Raw genomic sequence first — 15,300 nt, 5'->3', positions numbered from 1 at the left:
CCTCAAAACTATGCTGAATTTATGCACATTAATCAATCACCAAAATATTATTTTATTGATGATTAAATACTTCAGCTTTGTGATCAATCTTCAGTTATTGTTCGGTGAACTATGCTAGATTAAGATGGTTTTAAACAATACTTTAGCTTAAATATATGGCAACTTTAGAACTTCCAGATCACCTTATAGAGCGCCTTTCCACTGTTCTAGAACAATTACAAAATGTTCTACCAGAACCCAAGCAAAATACAGACTTCACTGCTCCTGCCTTTAAATGGCAGAACAAGCAACTCAAAGCAATTCACCAACCGAAGCAAATTCTTTTAGATGACCTGAAAGGCATTGATCGTCAAATGCAAAAAGTGTTGCAAAATACCGAGCAGTTTTTAAACGGACTGCCTGCAAATGATGTGCTACTGACAGGTTCCCGAGGAACAGGTAAGTCTTCTATTGTGCGTGCACTGTTATCAAAGTATCAAAATGATGGTTTAAGACTGATTGAAATTGAACGTGATGATCTAGCGGATTTACCTGAAATTCAAAAGCTCATTCAAGATCGTCCTGAAAAATTCATCGTCTATTGTGATGATTTGGCTTTTAATGCTGAAGATGAAAATTATCGAAGTTTAAAAAGTGTTTTGGATGGTTCACTACAGTCTGGCTCAAATAATTTTATTATTTATGCCACCAGTAATCGTCGCCACTTACTGCCTGAATTCATGCATGAAAATACGCCTGTCACACGGGTGGATGTACCACAGTACACCGAATTACATCCTCAAGAAGCAATTGAAGAAAAGATCTCATTGTCTGATCGATTCGGATTATGGTTGTCCTTTTACCCGATGGATCAAAATCTGTATTTAGAGATCGTTGAACATTACTTAGCGAAACAAAATATTCCAATGACTGAATGGGTTCGTGCAGAGGCGCTGCGTTGGAGTCAAAGTCGTGGACAGCGTTCTGGTCGTGCAGCCTATCAATTTTCTAAGCATTGGATTGGCTCACAGCAATTAATTAATGCTCAAAAATGATAAGTCCTCTATATTATTCAAAAGGATGAGTTTGAAAGCTCATCCCTTTTTTATTTATGGATTCAATTCAATATCTGCAACAACATATAAAGTATTGCCATCAATGATTGTTTTTTGATTGTCTAAATACTTTTGCTGAATCACGCCTTGATCATCACTAAATGCATAATCATCATCATTGAGTATTGCTAAATGCTGTTGATCAATCAGCCAAAGCCCCTCTACTTTGTCATGTGGATACTTGAGTTTTTCTATCAAATCTAATACCAAAGTTTTACTGACTGGATGTATACCTTGTTGCTCTAATCCATCCCATCCATATTGCAAAACATATTGTTCCGGAGTGAGTCCCCCGATTAGCAAACCTAATTCCTCATCCTGTTGGAATAATCCCTGCGATTGAATAGCTTCTAAATCGGTAGCGTACTGAATTTCTATTTTAAAAATGCGTTTAAATGCCTTGGGATTATCTTTATAAAAATCATCATCTCGTTCAGATACCAAAAACTGATGTTCATTCAACGCCATAATTGCGGTATTAGAATGCACTGTTTCGCTAGCCTCTTGACGATATAAGTATTGCGAAATTTTGCCTGTAACTAAATTTAGCATCAATATTCGAGTTAAATCAGCAGCATTCACCGAAGCATTTGGTAAACTCATAGCAGATTGCATAATGCCGACCAATGTGGTTTGATCAGGACTGATGTCTAATCCTTCCATACCGCGATTTTGTCGGCGCCTAGAATATTCTAGCGGTAACATATATCCACCAATTCGGCGACTATCCTGCTCATAGGCATTAATGCGGTCAATTTCAACACCTTCGGCATTAAAATGGACTAAATGTGGACCATACTCATCACTCACCCAAAAAGTTCCGTCTTTGAGTGCCACCAATGCTTCACTATCTAAGCCATATTCATCTGTGCCTGGCACTATTCGCTGACCATTTCGATCATAGGCCGTTTCCTTATTTGCGCCAAAATGCGCATTAGGTAAGCCTGTAATATTTTTCCCCTGTGGTGTCTTTAGTAATATTTCTTTAATTTTTATAATTTTTCCGTCATGAGTAAGTTCGAAATGACCAATACGTGGACAATAACTTGGATCTAAAAACTTTTTACCGTGATCCTCATTTATATTGTAGTCGGTGTTTGGTCCACGGTCTGTTAAGGCATAAAACTGATTTGGATTTACCGGGTGTGGTGAAAGGTCTGAACCAAATCCCCCTAAGCGAAACTCGATCATTCGATCTGGATTTGCACCATCAGTAATATCTTGGACATTCATGATCTTATAATCAAAACGTACACCTTGGGCAAAGGCTTTATAATCAATAGTTGTATTCAGTGGGTTTAACATCGAATTTCATCCTTATTGGCATTATTTTTCATTTTCTCGTTTCAATACTGCTTCATTTCTAATTACAAAAGAAGACTTCTTGTCCGTTTTGTTCGCCGTATCATGGTGCTTAAACAAGGAATTTAACCATGAAAAAGAAAAATACTGCAGTGATTCCCAAACGCCTGTCTCGAGTTCACTCCAATTCGTTTAATTATGAATTGGATTTCGATCAGATTAATTTTAGGAAACGCCCTGAGCTTTATCGTATTGGTCGTGGTGAACAAGGTGTTCTATTGGTAGAACCTTATAAATCAGAAATTCTTCCCTTTTGGAAATTTGCCGATCCTGAAAAAGCAACAGAAAGTAGTGAGAAGATTTATGCATTATTTTTAGATTACTTAAATAACAATGATTTTGTCGGTGCCGATATGGCGAGAAAATTTCTTCAAATGGGCTATACCCGTGCAAGACGTTATGCAAACCATAAAGGCGGTAAGAAATATGATGGGCCCGTACCTGATGATAAAAAAGGTTTAAGTGGTGCACACGGACGAAATGAACTTCCTCGAACGTCAGAAGACCCTATTAAAGCTGAATCGGCTCGAATATTTAAGGCAAAATGGGATAAGGCAAAAATTCACCCAAAGTATATTGAATTAAAAGAAGATTTTAAAAAATTAATTCATGAAAATTGAAATTAATACAAGTGATACAAATTTTGATACTCATTTTCTATGACAAAAATTCAGGTTTAATGTTAAACATAAACCTGAATCAAAAATACTGACCAAAAAAACGTCTCTCACTAATATTCTTATTCAGAATTTTATCATTGAATCTTTCAATATGCACAAACATTCCCTTATTTCTAAATTTCTTGGTCACTCCCTTCTAAGTTTAAAGCCATTGCTTGATTCTGCTGTCTCGAGTTCAAGACTTACGTTCTTAGATGATTCAATTATTCGTCCTAGAATAGACGAACAATATTACAGCTGGACTCACTATGGGATTTATATTCCCAACTTACCTGAACCGCATCGCTATTTGAATATCATCATTATTTTAGGTACACCAAGCGCCCTAGCATTTGACCATCATCATTTGATTTCAGCTAAGAAATCCCCTCGACGTACTGCAACAGTATTTTCAAGTACTGCAGCTTATTCAAATTCTTTTTTGAAAGCTTATGATTTTGATGAGGAATGTGACATTACTGAACAGGGAGATCTCATCCGTCTTGGGAATGATTTAAAAATTCAGGGACAATTGCCAGATATAACACTTAAAGGCCAGTATTTGGGATTAACTTTCGATTTTAATTTAGAAGTCACTCGTCATGTTTCTTGGTTTTTAAAAAATCCCATTTATGACCATTTTAGTTTGCTGTCGAAAATTTCGGGCACGTTAAAAGACCAGCACCGAACATATCACATTACAGATCTATGTACTTATGAGTACGCACGATCCACAGGCATGCATACATTTTATTCTAAACTTTTGCCTCAACAGCATAAAATCCCACTCGATTTTTTTACTTATCAAATCATTAACGTGAATCAATCTACTCAAATTTTACTGACGAAAGCAGATATTTTGGGCAAAGTGGCTACTTACTCCGCTCATATTAGATACCTCTATCAACATGCAGAAGTTTATACAGATGTAAAATTTGAAGTTGTGGAATACTTTGATCAACCTAAGATATCACCTTATGGTCAAGCAATGAAAATTCCAAAAACGTTCCAGTGGGTCGTAAAAAAGGAGGGTTTAGAGATTTTAAATATGCTAGGGGAATGTGAAACTGAATTTCAGTACGGTCTGGGTTGTGGGTATGCCGCTTCTTATCGATACAAAGGCATATTAAAATCTGAAAATATTGAGGGTGTTGGATATATAGAATATATCAATCTCCAAAAAAATGACTCCTGAACACCCGATGTCCACTTTTTAGGTACAATTAAATTACACTTAGTTTTTCAATATTTGAATCCATACAAATAATACACATCAAGATTAATTAAAAATACTGCATTAACCTGAATCGCGGATAAGGATTTTCCTTTAAAATCATAGGATAAATGTAATTTTATGATTAATTCTTAGTGTTATCACATCAAAGCATAGACTTTTTTATGCTCAAAATGATGGATAAATCTCAAGATGAATGGTCTCATTTCCTTAAGCAGGATTCGGGTTGCATTAATAACTCATTAAGACCAATGAAATAAATCTACGCTAACTTGATATTTTTTAGTATGGTTTGCATTCTTTATAAATATTCATTTGAGACATGAATTTTCTTTATTTCGCTTATGGCGTTGGCTTGTTGGCTTGTAATGAATATTGTGTTATTCACTCTCACTTTAGTGGGTCACCAATTTTCAGATAAGCAAATAGATAAAAGCATTACTCATCTCTTTTTTCATTGGGTTGATTGTCATTGGCCTTATAGTTACTTGTAAAGCGCCACGAAAAAAATCATGAATTTACTCCTTTTAGTTTTAGTGTTCGTTATTGTAATAGGTGGATTTATCTTTATTTCAGGCTTTGTTCACACTGCGTATAATCTATTTCTTCTAGGTAGTTTTTTTGCACTGAGCGCTAGAACAGATGCATTTTTTTATATAAATGATAAAGCGGTAAATCTAAAATAATGTTGATTTTAAAACTAAAAAATTCAGTTTAAGTTTTTTTTTAAAAGTGTGGTGATAAAAAAGAGGCTTAAGCCTCTTTTCTTTCAATCAATCTGCTTCTGGATTGCTTAATTCCGTCATCGGCCAACGTGGTGTGGTCGTGACAACCAGATCATCCTGTTGCCCCGCTTTCAAGCGTTGATAACCAGAGAAAGCAATCATCGCGCCATTGTCCGTACATAATGCAGGTTCTGCATAATATACCTGAGCTTTGATCTTCGCCAAATCAGCTTCTAAGCGCTCACGCAAGCGTTTATTGGCACTTACACCACCTGCGATCACCAAACGTTTCAGATTGGTTTGTTTCAAAGCTTTTACAGACTTTTTAACAAGGGTATCAACCAAAGCTTCTTGGAATGAAGCCGCAATATCAGCTTCACGCCCCTGACCTTCCACTTTTTTCAATTGATTAGAAACAGAGGTTTTTAAACCACTAAATGAAAAGTCTAAACCTTGATGTAACATTGGACGTGGAAAATCAAAGGCTTTAGCATCACCTTGCTCAGCCAATTTTGAAATATTTGGACCACCTGGATAAGGCAGGCTCATCATTTTAGCCACTTTATCAAATGCCTCACCTGCTGCATCGTCAATCGACTCACCCAACATTTCGTATTGACCAATACCGTAAGCCGCCATGAGTTGCGTATGACCACCTGAAACCAGAAGTGCTACGAACGGAAATTCCGGTGGAGTCTCTGACAGTAATGGAGCAAGCATATGACCTTCCATATGATGTACCCCAATCGCAGGCTTATTTAAAGCAAATGCTAAAGTACGACCAAACAAAGCACCGGTCATCAATGCACCCATCAGGCCTGGGCCACGTGTATAAGCAACAGCATCAATTTCCGATTTATTTACACCACTTTCTTCAAGTAATTGATTCATCAGAGGAATAAGCTTCCGAACATGGTCGCGAGAAGCCAATTCTGGCACCACACCACCATATTCTGCATGCAATTTAATTTGACTATAAAGTACCTGTCCTCTTAAGCCGACTTCACTGTCATAGAGTGCGAGACCTGTTTCGTCACACGAAGTTTCTAAGCCCAGAACGATCATTAAATTGCCTTTTATACATTTCAAAATATTGCTAAAGCTATTATAGACTTGTGGTATGAGATGTAAATGAGTAAAATACTGACCTTCACTTGTGACTTAGCGCAATTCGGCGTTAAGTCTTATCCATAAACTAGAGGATTCTTCATGCCACAAGTTAAATTGAAAGAAGGCGAACCAGTAGACGTAGCTATCCGTCGTTTCAAACGTTCATGCGAAAAAGCTGGTGTTTTAGCAGATGTTCGTAAGCGCGAATTCTATGAAAAACCAACTCAAGAACGTAAGCGTAAAAAAGCTGCTGCAGTTAAACGCTACCAAAAGAAATTGGCTCGCGAATCTGTACGCACTACTCGCCTTTACTAAGATTAATTTGTGATTGATTGACTGTCTGGAATATATAAATGACTACTTTAAAAAGCCAAATAACTGAAGTTTTGAAGGTAACAATGCGTGCCAAAGAAATGGACAAGTTAACGGTAATCCGTAGTCTTCAGGCAGCAATTAAGCAAATCGAAGTCGATGAACGCGTTGAACTAGATGATAATCGAGTTCTCGCGGTCATTGAAAAGCAAATCAAGCAACGTAAAGAATCGATTAAAGCCTTTGAAGGTGCTAATCGACAAGACTTAGCTAGTAAGGAACAAGCCGAAGTTGAGATTTTATCTCAGTTTCTACCAGCAGCTATGACTGAGGAAGAACTTGATTCCGTGATTGAGCAAACTATTCTTGCTCAACAAGCTACTAGCATTAAAGATATGGGTAAGGTGATGAATTCTCTACGTCCGATCATAGCCGGACGTGCCGATCCTGCACAAGTTTCAGCTAAAATCAAAGCTAAACTGGCGTAACCCTCTTTTCGTATACTGTTTGATTTGGTCTATTTAATCTCATCATCTTTCGATGAATTCTCTATTTGATTAAATAGCCAAATATATAATCCAAGTTTCTTAGATTCAAAAATAATAAAAATAAACTTGCTCATTTTCAGCATCCTTAATCACTGATCATGCTTTGATTTTTAAAATTTCATTTAATTCTTCAAATTATCCGCTTTAATTCTGATTTAAATCACATTGAATATCATAGTCTTTTAAAATTTGCATTTCTTTCGATTGTTGGACTTTATCGATCACATCTTGTTTTGTCATATTTGCATAAGAAAAAGGTAGTGAATCTCTATTTTTAGTGGTTAATTGATAAAAATCATGTACATAAGTAGCCACAATTGAACAGTATTGATTTTTTTGCTGAGTATTAAATTGAACCGTGGTTGGTGGTAGAGACTTTAAAAATTCACGCATATCCTGACTATATTGTTGCGTGATTTTATCTAAATCACGAGCAAACCTTTCAGGAAGTTGCTGCGCAAATGATGGAGTGCAAAGTGCAATGAGAAGCAACGCCAATATCTTATTTTTCATCAAGTTAATTTCTTCAATCCATGATTAAACACCAATGATTATATGTTGAATTCACACTTACAACCATCGATTTACCACATAAATCAAACACTAAGCGTGATTAAGTTCTACAAATTTAGGTTTATTTTCAATATAAAAATATTCTTTAGGAAACGGCACCTTGCCTTCTGTCACTGTGCCCAATCTTAGACGAATAACATCAGGTAAATCGAGACGGTAAGAATAGATTGGACTACCACATACGCCACAGAATACACGTGCTTTATTTGGCGTATGAAAATATTCTTTTAAAATGTCATGACCCGTACAGATTTCAAATTTGGAGCGTTCTAATGCACTATTCCATGCCATAACTGTGCCTTGAGCTAATTGACAATCACCACAGAAACACAGAATACTTTGATGAATTTGGCCGTGATACTGATAACTCATTGCGCCACATAAGCACTGACCTTTAATCATTCTCAGCTCTTTTCCTACCATACTATTTCCTTACCATCCTATAAGGGTCGTTTTAAATTATAATTTTAATTACTCTTTAATTCGAAAACTTAGCTTAACAAAATGTTTTAAATTTTCTGAGTATGCTCTTTTTGCATGGCATTCAGTCGGCTATTAATCTTCGCTGACATTGAATTGTTTTCCTTAGCGAGCCGTTGTGCATGGATTAGAGATTTAATAGCCACCTCTTCAGCACCTTTCCAATACTCAACTTCTGCTCGATAACGCAGTACATTAATTGTTCGCATTGGATTTTCACGGTTTAAATTTGCAGATTGCTGCATCAGTTGCCAAGCAACAATATCTCGATTATTTTTAATCAGGAATCTATTTACGATTCGCTCCGCTTCAATAGGCTGTTTTTTTAAGTTATAGATATGCGCCAACTTATAAGCTAGCGCTCTATTTTCAGGCATGACTCTTTGCTTAGGCAAAATCACCTGCATTGCAGTATCTATTTTATCTTGTTCTAAATAAAGATCTGCTTGAATCAAAGCCAATAAGGTATGTGCAGGTTGAATCGTTTTAGCCACATCTAATTGCTGTTGGGCTAAAGTGAGCTCACCTTTTCTCAGGTAATATTCAGCAAGTGCCAGTATTCCACCAAAATTTTTATTCTGCGCTAAAGTTTTCAGTTGTGATTCTGAAGATTGATTGGTCACCACTGCGGTGTACCACTTAATCACTTCGAATTCTTGCTGAGTATTACTGAGTGGTATACGTGGAAATTGATTCGCTCTTAACCGAGCTTCACTCATACGTTGGGTCGTCAATGGATGCGTAAACCAAAAATCAGGCATAAAGCTGACGCGAGCCGTTGCACGATTCATGGTCTCAAAAAAATCAGCCATACTGTGCGGGTTATATCCCGCTCCATACATTAACTGCATCCCAATACGGTCAGCCTCACGCTCCTGATTACGGCTGTAGCTGAGTTGTTTATCGACCAATGCTGCCTGAGTTCCCATCATTACCGCACTACCAACATCACTATCTGCTTGTGCTGCAATGGCAGCACCAACAATAATACCGGCGAGTGCTAATAAACCTTGCCCCTTAAACGCTTCCTGAGAGCGACTATAATGACGCTGTGATACATGCGCAATTTCATGCGCCATCACCCCCGATACCTCATCTAGATTCTTAGATAACGTGATTAAACCTGCATTTAGCGCAAACAAACCACCAGGTACTGCAAAAGCATTAATTTGAGGATCATTTACAATAACCAGTCCAATCGGTCTTCCAAGCTTAGTTTGGCTTAATATACGTGTAAATATGGACATGAACTGATCTTCTAACCAGACATCATGCAAAACTGGCAGTTGATTTTGAACTTGACGATAGACTTTTTCACCGATCAGTTGTTCGCGTTGCTGATCAATCAAACCTACTCCAGCCCCAATCTCAGGAATATCAAATGTAGGTACCTTTTCAGTATTAAAGATATCATCAGCGCTACACATAGCACTCAAACATAAACTCAATGCAAATAAGGTTTTTTTCAAAACATCAACTCAAACAGATGAATACGTTCAGACTATAACACTGAAAATTGAATGAATTTGCAATGATGTGTTATGAATCTTTAACTTGAAAAAAGATAAAAATCACATCAACATATAGCTCAAAACCTAACTCCCCCGATAAGATATTTTAAAAATAACTCACATAAAACATTTAGCAGAATTTTTCATTGACTAAACATTTCGGAAGTTCACCGTCTAATGCTTGGACTAGATTTAAATAAGCTAGTTCAGCCATTTTCAGGCGTGTTTCAGTCGTAGCAGAGCCAACATGAGGTAGGGTCACTACATTGTCCAGCTCAAATAATTTAGAATCTTGCAAAGGTTCTTTCTGATAGACATCTAAGCCTGCAGCAAAAATTTTATTTTGTTTTAATGCATCAATTAAAGCATCTTCATCGACCACTGAACCACGTGAAATATTGATAAAAACCGCGGAAGGCTTCATTTTGTTAAATTGCTCACGCCCCATGAGGGCTGTCGAATCTGCATTTAAATCTACTGCAACCACAATAAAATCAGACTGTTCCAATAAATCTTCGAGCGCTAAATATTGTGCATCGACCAACTGTGCACGTTCAGGTTTTGGATTTCGATTATGATAATTAATCTTCATATTAAAACCATGAAAGCCACGTTTCGCAATCGCCAATCCAATATTTCCTAAACCAATAATACCGAGCTTTTTGCCATATATGTCTAAGCCGAATTGAGCTGTTCCAACTGTCCTTGTCCATGCGCCTTGTTTAGTCCAAGAATCTAACTGAGGTACTTTACGTGTTGCACTCATCAACAACGTAAAAGCTAAATCTGCGGTGGTTTCTGTCAATACATGTGGTGTATGTGCTAACCAAATTTTCCTTTGATTCAGATAGTCAACATCATAGTTGTCATATCCAACACTCACTGTAGAAATAATTTTGAGTCTTTGAGCAGTGTGCAGATTCGTTTCATTCAGTAACCGACCCGCGCCAATCATTCCATCTGCATCAGTCACTTCATTTAGAATTTGCTGATTAATATCACCAGCTTTCGGATTAATCTGTACGACATGATAACGATCTTTTAATTTTTCAAGAATAATTGAATCAATTTGACTAAATACCACAACCTTTTGTTGCATATACATCCCTAATATTGTTTTTAAATCCTTATGGTCTTTTATACACTTTATTTATTATTTTGTTTGAAGCTTTATTTTATTTATTCAAAGGATTTTATGATCTATTCAATTTTTTAAAACTTTAATCTTATATTTTTGAAAGATTATTTTACTGGCTTTTGCATATAATCCCATAACTCACTCTTTAATAGAGGCTGATCCAACATTTCTTGGAGATTTGGCAGTTCAACGATGTTATCAATTTGAGCATGTGCAATTTTACCTATGCTGAGAATCTGCTTATCCGCTTTTAAGGCGTCCACAAAACCTTGGATATAAACTTTCACACCCCGACCATCTTGTAATGGTGCTAGTGCAAATGGCCATTTTAAAACAGCAAACTGACCCGTTTTAGCCATTTGAATATTTTGCCATAGTGCAGCCTGCTCAGAAGTCAATTGAGTTGTGTCAACTAAGATCACACAATTTTCAAGGCTGAATGCCTGAAGCTCGAAAGGTGCAACATAAACTGCCTCCCGCACTTCTGTAGAAATCACAACCCCTGACTTTAGATCATGTTGTTGATTTGATTTCTCGACATGAGATTTTTCTAATGGATTCTCATCAACTTTATTTGGTTGAATAATTTGATCAGCGTTGGTCGTATTTTTAGATTCAAATACTTCGGAAGTGTCTAAATGATCAACGTGGAAGTTGTGAACATCATGACGCTCTGGCGCTGCTTGGTCACGATACAAACTTGATGTATAGGTACGCGTCTGCGCATCAGCTTTAGGCATCCATAAATCAATACCAATCACTGACAATATACTGCGCTGATGCTCTACCATATTCACATTCATTTCATACGTACTAGCATTTAATGGGCTGGACATTCTACCGATTTTTACAATGAATTGCTGAGCTTTAATTCCTCAACCAATCATACTCTTTTTCAATATTCTTGCTTACTCTTCTTCGCCAACCCCATTCCATTTTGGGACGCGTTGTTATTCTAAGCAATTTAATCATCATTTGTTTAAAAAATATCAATTTCGTTGTTTATTTTCCAGAAAACCCGCTAAACAATCATAATACTATTCTTCTTATGCATTTGACTCACAATCTCTTCACTGTCAAACCCTAAGCGCCAATACAGCAGTTCCAGCACATCCAATTCATCCTGTGTAATGACCCGGTCATGCCACAAGCAAATCTCAGCCACACCCAAAATACTTAAACGATCACGCAACAACAACCCTGCTATATCATTCAAGATTTCACCCAAATCTATAGGCTCATCTGAAATTTCTTCATAGATTTCTAATTCTTCAACCGATAATACTCGTTTTAGAATCTTATAACGCACTTCAAGTTGATTTGCGCTATTCAGCTGTTGCACATGGAGTAATGCATCCACCAGACGCACAATTTGCGGTTTCGCATCCTCTAATGAAGTCGGTCGATGAATCGGTAAAAGCCCCAATTCTGATTTTACTTTTTCAATTAACAGTGCATCTAACAATCCAATTTCACCATCTTCTTGAATAATTTTAGCAAGCTTAGTAATAAACTGGCGCGCACTGGTGGCTGGCATATTGCCTAGATTTGAGCAAGCCTCATGAAAAATTTGGATATGGACACGACCATCGATATGAAGAAGAGAATCGACAATGGCACGGCTCACCTGTGCATTTGAAGGAATAAATTCACGATATTGACGAATCATCAAAATCGCGATCATCACCTCTCTTGATCCAGTCGCGGTTTGCATAGCACGGGTAATTAATTCTGGACGTGACATCTGTTGACGTACTTCCAAGCTTAAAGGCTTGATCGCATCCTTGATTGCAAAACTAATTGGGGATAATCGCAATAATGGCAAAGGCTGTGGAGACATCCAAGGATTATACTCTTCTGCAATCGACTCCTCTAAGGATCGCATCAAACTAAACAAAGGTTGAGATCGAAGTTTCTGTAAATTTTCCAATTGCAAATCTTGAAGTAGGCTTGGATTTAACTCATAAATACGATCTTGAATGCTAGGATGAATATTCATCCAACTTTGTGGGCTTAATGAGTTTGCAAAGCACATATGTGAAATTGCTTCTGAGTATTCACTATGAATCTGTGAACCTGCATGATGCACATAGATGCGAAGTAAAGTCTGCACATTGGCATCATTGAGTAATAACTTTTTGGTTTTGAAATCATTATAATAAGTTCTTCCCCCTAAGGTCATATATTTAATCAAACGATTGATTAAAACCCCCAGACTACCAATCAGCCAAATTACCCCTCCTATAGCAACCAAACTCGTTTCAAACTTATGCCGAGTATTCGATGCATTGCGCTTAAATCCCTTTTTAGCAATTTGACTCCCCCATTGACTAAACGTCGTTACCCCACTATATAAAATTTTTAAACGCGTATTTTCCGTGGCCTCACCTGACAAAATTTTATTAAATTCATGTCCCAACAAGCCATAAAGCTCCAGCTCATCCAAATTTTGTAAAGCACCCCAGGTTAAAATAATCACGGTGTCTTTGGGATGGAAACCAGCAGTGAGTGCATTTACCCCAATTTCATCTTGTAGTACATACAATGTAGGAATATCAATTGCGAAGTTATTGGCTAACTTTTCCGTTAATTTCAGTGCAAGTCTCTCTTCAGGAGTACTCTCCAAAAGCGTAAGCTGTCTTGCATTCAATTGTTTCGCCAGCGTATGTCCACCTGAACGAAAAACATAAAACTCATAAATAATCGAACCACCGATAATCGAGCCGATCAACAGTAAAAAATAAGGGCTATAACTATTCCAAAGAATAGAGTGTTGAGGATTTAAATAATGGATCAGAAGACCTAAACCACTATTTAAAAGAAAAATGGACAATAAAATGACAAGCGCACTAATACTTGCAGGCCAAAGCATGTTTTTGTTTTTTATTAAATAATGACTTACATCTTTCAATGTAAAAGTTCCTGATTACATTGTATTCAGATCATAAATTAAAAAAGCGAGAATTACTCGCTTTTTTAATCATTTTTTCAGAAGGGCTTATGCGTCTTTTAAACCACTTAAGTCGACCGATGACGCATCCACATTGACATCGATATAGCCATCTTTATTTTTCTTAGCAGACTCACAACGCTTCTGTTCAAGACCATCTAAATAAGCGTCGTTAATCCCCCCCGCCACATAGATCCCATCGAACACAGAACAATCGAATTCACTTACTTCTGGTACTTTTTTGGTACGTACAGCATCTTTTAAATCTTCCAAGTTCTGGAAAATCAAACGATCAGCACCAATTAGTTCACGAATTTCCTCAACATCACGGTTGGATGCAATCAGCTCATCCTTCACTGGCATATCAATACCATAGACGTTTGGATACTTCACCATCGGTGCAGCAGAAGCAAAAAATACTTTTTTAGCACCAGCATCACGCGCCATTTGGATAATTTCATTACACGTTGTGCCACGTACAATTGAATCATCGACTAAAAGTACATTTTTACCCTTAAACTCTAATTCAACAGGGTTTAACTTTTGACGTACAGATTTTTTACGTAACTGTTGACCTGGCATAATGAAGGTACGACCGATATAACGGTTCTTCATAAAGCCTTCACGGAACTTCACACCGAGGGTATTTGCTAATTCTAATGCTGAAGTACGCGATGTATCTGGAATCGGAATCACGACATCAATGTCATGAAACTCGCCCCACTCGCATAAAATTTTGTGAGCAAGCTTTTCACCCATTTTAAGACGTGCTTTATAAACAGAAATACCGTCAATGATTGCATCTGGACGAGCAAAATAAACGTATTCGAAAATACATGGACGATATTCAGGATTTATAGCACATTGTTTCGAGAATAATTGACCTTCAGCATCAATAAAAATGGCTTCTCCAGGAAGCACATCCCGTTCAACTTTAAAACCTAACGCAGTCAAAGCAACGGATTCAGAAGCAAGAATGTATTCCAGCCCCAATTCAGTTTCACGTGAGCCTAGAATTAATGGACGGATACCATTTGGATCACGGAAGCCGACTAAACCATGTCCAGTGATCATTGCAACGACTGCATAACCACCTTTACAGCGATCATGCACCTTAGCAACAACGTTGAAAACATCGTCAGCATTCGGATTGAGTTTAGCGAGCTTTTGAAATTCGTGTGCAAAAACGTTTAACAACACTTCTGAGTCAGAATCCGTGTTCATATGACGTAAGTCAGTTTTAAACAAGTCATCATGAATTTCTTCAGCATTGGTTAAGTTACCGTTATGCGCCAAAGTAATCCCATACGGAGAGTTTACATAAAACGGTTGCGCTTCAGCACTGCTTGAAGAACCTGCAGTTGGGTAACGTACATGACCAATACCATAATTTCCCAACAACGCGCGCATATGGCGAGTATGGAAAACATCACGAACCATCCCATTGTCTTTTCTTAAAAATAGACGACCATTATGGTAAGTCACTATCCCAGCAGCATCTTGTCCACGATGTTGTAACATCGTTAATGCATCAAACAACATTTGGTTAACCGGGGATTTACCCGCTATACCAACTACTCCACACATAGCAACCTCGCAGACAA

The 15,300-nt window shown here is 37.3% G+C and carries 14 protein-coding genes; 5 read left to right on the top strand and 9 right to left on the bottom strand.

The annotated features are described in order from the left end of the window. The first annotated feature begins 155 nt into the window (after nt 1-155). Nucleotides 156-1,034, top strand: a complete 879-nt coding sequence (locus AC5YD2_RS07360; RefSeq protein WP_496125709.1) for an ATP-binding protein — start codon at nt 156-158, stop codon at nt 1,032-1,034. 54 nt (nt 1,035-1,088) lie between these two features. On the opposite strand, the gene AC5YD2_RS07355 is transcribed toward AC5YD2_RS07360, so the two are convergent. Further along, nucleotides 1,089-2,399 (bottom strand): esterase-like activity of phytase family protein, encoded by a 1,311-nt coding sequence (locus AC5YD2_RS07355; protein WP_496125708.1) that lies wholly within the window; start codon nt 2,397-2,399, stop codon nt 1,089-1,091. A 128-nt stretch (nt 2,400-2,527) separates the two neighbouring features. Between AC5YD2_RS07355 and AC5YD2_RS07350 the strand changes: the two genes are divergently transcribed. Both AC5YD2_RS07350 and AC5YD2_RS07345 read left to right on the top strand, forming a co-directional pair. Next, nucleotides 2,528-3,076: a DUF4385 domain-containing protein gene (locus AC5YD2_RS07350; RefSeq protein WP_496125707.1), complete on the top strand. Its 549-nt coding sequence runs from the start codon at nt 2,528-2,530 to the stop codon at nt 3,074-3,076. Nucleotides 3,077-3,227: 151 nt separating this feature from the next. Beyond that, nucleotides 3,228-4,310 (top strand): DUF6670 family protein, encoded by a 1,083-nt coding sequence (locus AC5YD2_RS07345; RefSeq protein ID WP_496125706.1) that lies wholly within the window; start codon nt 3,228-3,230, stop codon nt 4,308-4,310. A gap of 812 nt (nt 4,311-5,122) precedes the next feature. Here the strand turns inward: AC5YD2_RS07345 and tsaD are convergent. Then, nucleotides 5,123-6,139 carry a tRNA (adenosine(37)-N6)-threonylcarbamoyltransferase complex transferase subunit TsaD gene (gene tsaD / locus AC5YD2_RS07340; RefSeq protein ID WP_496125705.1) on the bottom strand — a complete coding sequence of 339 codons (1,017 nt, stop codon included), beginning with the start codon at nt 6,137-6,139 and terminating at the stop codon, nt 5,123-5,125. A gap of 144 nt (nt 6,140-6,283) precedes the next feature. Here tsaD and rpsU point away from each other — a divergent pair, with 144 nt between their 5' ends. Together rpsU and AC5YD2_RS07330 are read left to right on the top strand one after the other, a co-directional pair. Continuing rightward, complete coding sequence (gene rpsU / locus AC5YD2_RS07335) at nt 6,284-6,499, top strand: 30S ribosomal protein S21 (RefSeq protein WP_001136722.1); 216 nt, start codon at nt 6,284-6,286, stop codon at nt 6,497-6,499. A gap of 38 nt (nt 6,500-6,537) precedes the next feature. Further along, nucleotides 6,538-6,984, top strand: coding sequence for a GatB/YqeY domain-containing protein (locus tag AC5YD2_RS07330; protein ID WP_496125704.1), 447 nt, complete (start codon nt 6,538-6,540; stop codon nt 6,982-6,984). Between the two features lie 204 nt (nt 6,985-7,188). Here the strand turns inward: AC5YD2_RS07330 and AC5YD2_RS07325 are convergent, their stop codons facing one another. The 7 genes from AC5YD2_RS07325 to purF all read right to left on the bottom strand — a co-directional run bounded on the left by AC5YD2_RS07325 (nt 7,189) and on the right by purF (nt 15,283). Then, nucleotides 7,189-7,557 carry a hypothetical protein gene (locus tag AC5YD2_RS07325; RefSeq protein ID WP_496125703.1) on the bottom strand — a complete coding sequence of 123 codons (369 nt, stop codon included), beginning with the start codon at nt 7,555-7,557 and terminating at the stop codon, nt 7,189-7,191. Between the two features lie 90 nt (nt 7,558-7,647). Beyond that, nucleotides 7,648-8,019: a GFA family protein gene (locus tag AC5YD2_RS07320; protein WP_496125702.1), complete on the bottom strand. Its 372-nt coding sequence runs from the start codon at nt 8,017-8,019 to the stop codon at nt 7,648-7,650. A gap of 107 nt (nt 8,020-8,126) precedes the next feature. Then, the gene (locus AC5YD2_RS07315; protein WP_496125701.1) at nt 8,127-9,566 is read right to left on the bottom strand and encodes a M48 family metallopeptidase; all 1,440 of its coding nucleotides are present in this window, start codon (nt 9,564-9,566) and stop codon (nt 8,127-8,129) included. A gap of 172 nt (nt 9,567-9,738) precedes the next feature. Further along, a complete protein-coding gene (locus AC5YD2_RS07310; RefSeq protein ID WP_496125700.1) occupies nt 9,739-10,707 on the bottom strand; it encodes a 2-hydroxyacid dehydrogenase in 969 nt (322 codons plus the stop codon). Between the two features lie 143 nt (nt 10,708-10,850). Beyond that, nucleotides 10,851-11,582, bottom strand: a complete 732-nt coding sequence (locus tag AC5YD2_RS07305) for a hypothetical protein (RefSeq protein WP_496125699.1) — start codon at nt 11,580-11,582, stop codon at nt 10,851-10,853. 185 nt (nt 11,583-11,767) lie between these two features. Then, nucleotides 11,768-13,657, bottom strand: a complete 1,890-nt coding sequence (locus AC5YD2_RS07300; protein ID WP_496125698.1) for a M48 family metalloprotease — start codon at nt 13,655-13,657, stop codon at nt 11,768-11,770. 87 nt (nt 13,658-13,744) lie between these two features. Continuing rightward, nucleotides 13,745-15,283, bottom strand: coding sequence for an amidophosphoribosyltransferase (purF, locus tag AC5YD2_RS07295; RefSeq protein WP_496125697.1), 1,539 nt, complete (start codon nt 15,281-15,283; stop codon nt 13,745-13,747). Nucleotides 15,284-15,300: the final 17 nt, after the last annotated feature.

The organism is Acinetobacter sp. CY73 (assembly GCF_059515865.1).
This window is presented reverse-complemented; position numbering and strand designations above follow the sequence as displayed.

Excerpts from the sequence above, each read along its gene's own strand:
- AC5YD2_RS07360 (WP_496125709.1), top strand. The coding sequence starts at position 156 with ATGGCAACTTTAGAACTTCCAGATCACCTTATAGAGCGCCTTTCCACT.
- AC5YD2_RS07355 (WP_496125708.1), bottom strand. The coding sequence starts at position 2,399 with ATGTTAAACCCACTGAATACAACTATTGATTATAAAGCCTTTGCCCAA.
- AC5YD2_RS07350 (WP_496125707.1), top strand. The coding sequence starts at position 2,528 with ATGAAAAAGAAAAATACTGCAGTGATTCCCAAACGCCTGTCTCGAGTT.
- AC5YD2_RS07345 (WP_496125706.1), top strand. The coding sequence starts at position 3,228 with ATGCACAAACATTCCCTTATTTCTAAATTTCTTGGTCACTCCCTTCTA.
- tsaD (WP_496125705.1), bottom strand. The coding sequence starts at position 6,139 with ATGATCGTTCTGGGCTTAGAAACTTCGTGTGACGAAACAGGTCTCGCA.
- rpsU (WP_001136722.1), top strand. The coding sequence starts at position 6,284 with ATGCCACAAGTTAAATTGAAAGAAGGCGAACCAGTAGACGTAGCTATC.
- AC5YD2_RS07330 (WP_496125704.1), top strand. The coding sequence starts at position 6,538 with ATGACTACTTTAAAAAGCCAAATAACTGAAGTTTTGAAGGTAACAATG.
- AC5YD2_RS07325 (WP_496125703.1), bottom strand. The coding sequence starts at position 7,557 with ATGAAAAATAAGATATTGGCGTTGCTTCTCATTGCACTTTGCACTCCA.
- AC5YD2_RS07320 (WP_496125702.1), bottom strand. The coding sequence starts at position 8,019 with ATGATTAAAGGTCAGTGCTTATGTGGCGCAATGAGTTATCAGTATCAC.
- AC5YD2_RS07310 (WP_496125700.1), bottom strand. The coding sequence starts at position 10,707 with ATGCAACAAAAGGTTGTGGTATTTAGTCAAATTGATTCAATTATTCTT.
- AC5YD2_RS07305 (WP_496125699.1), bottom strand. The coding sequence starts at position 11,582 with ATGTCCAGCCCATTAAATGCTAGTACGTATGAAATGAATGTGAATATG.
- purF (WP_496125697.1), bottom strand. The coding sequence starts at position 15,283 with ATGTGTGGAGTAGTTGGTATAGCGGGTAAATCCCCGGTTAACCAAATG.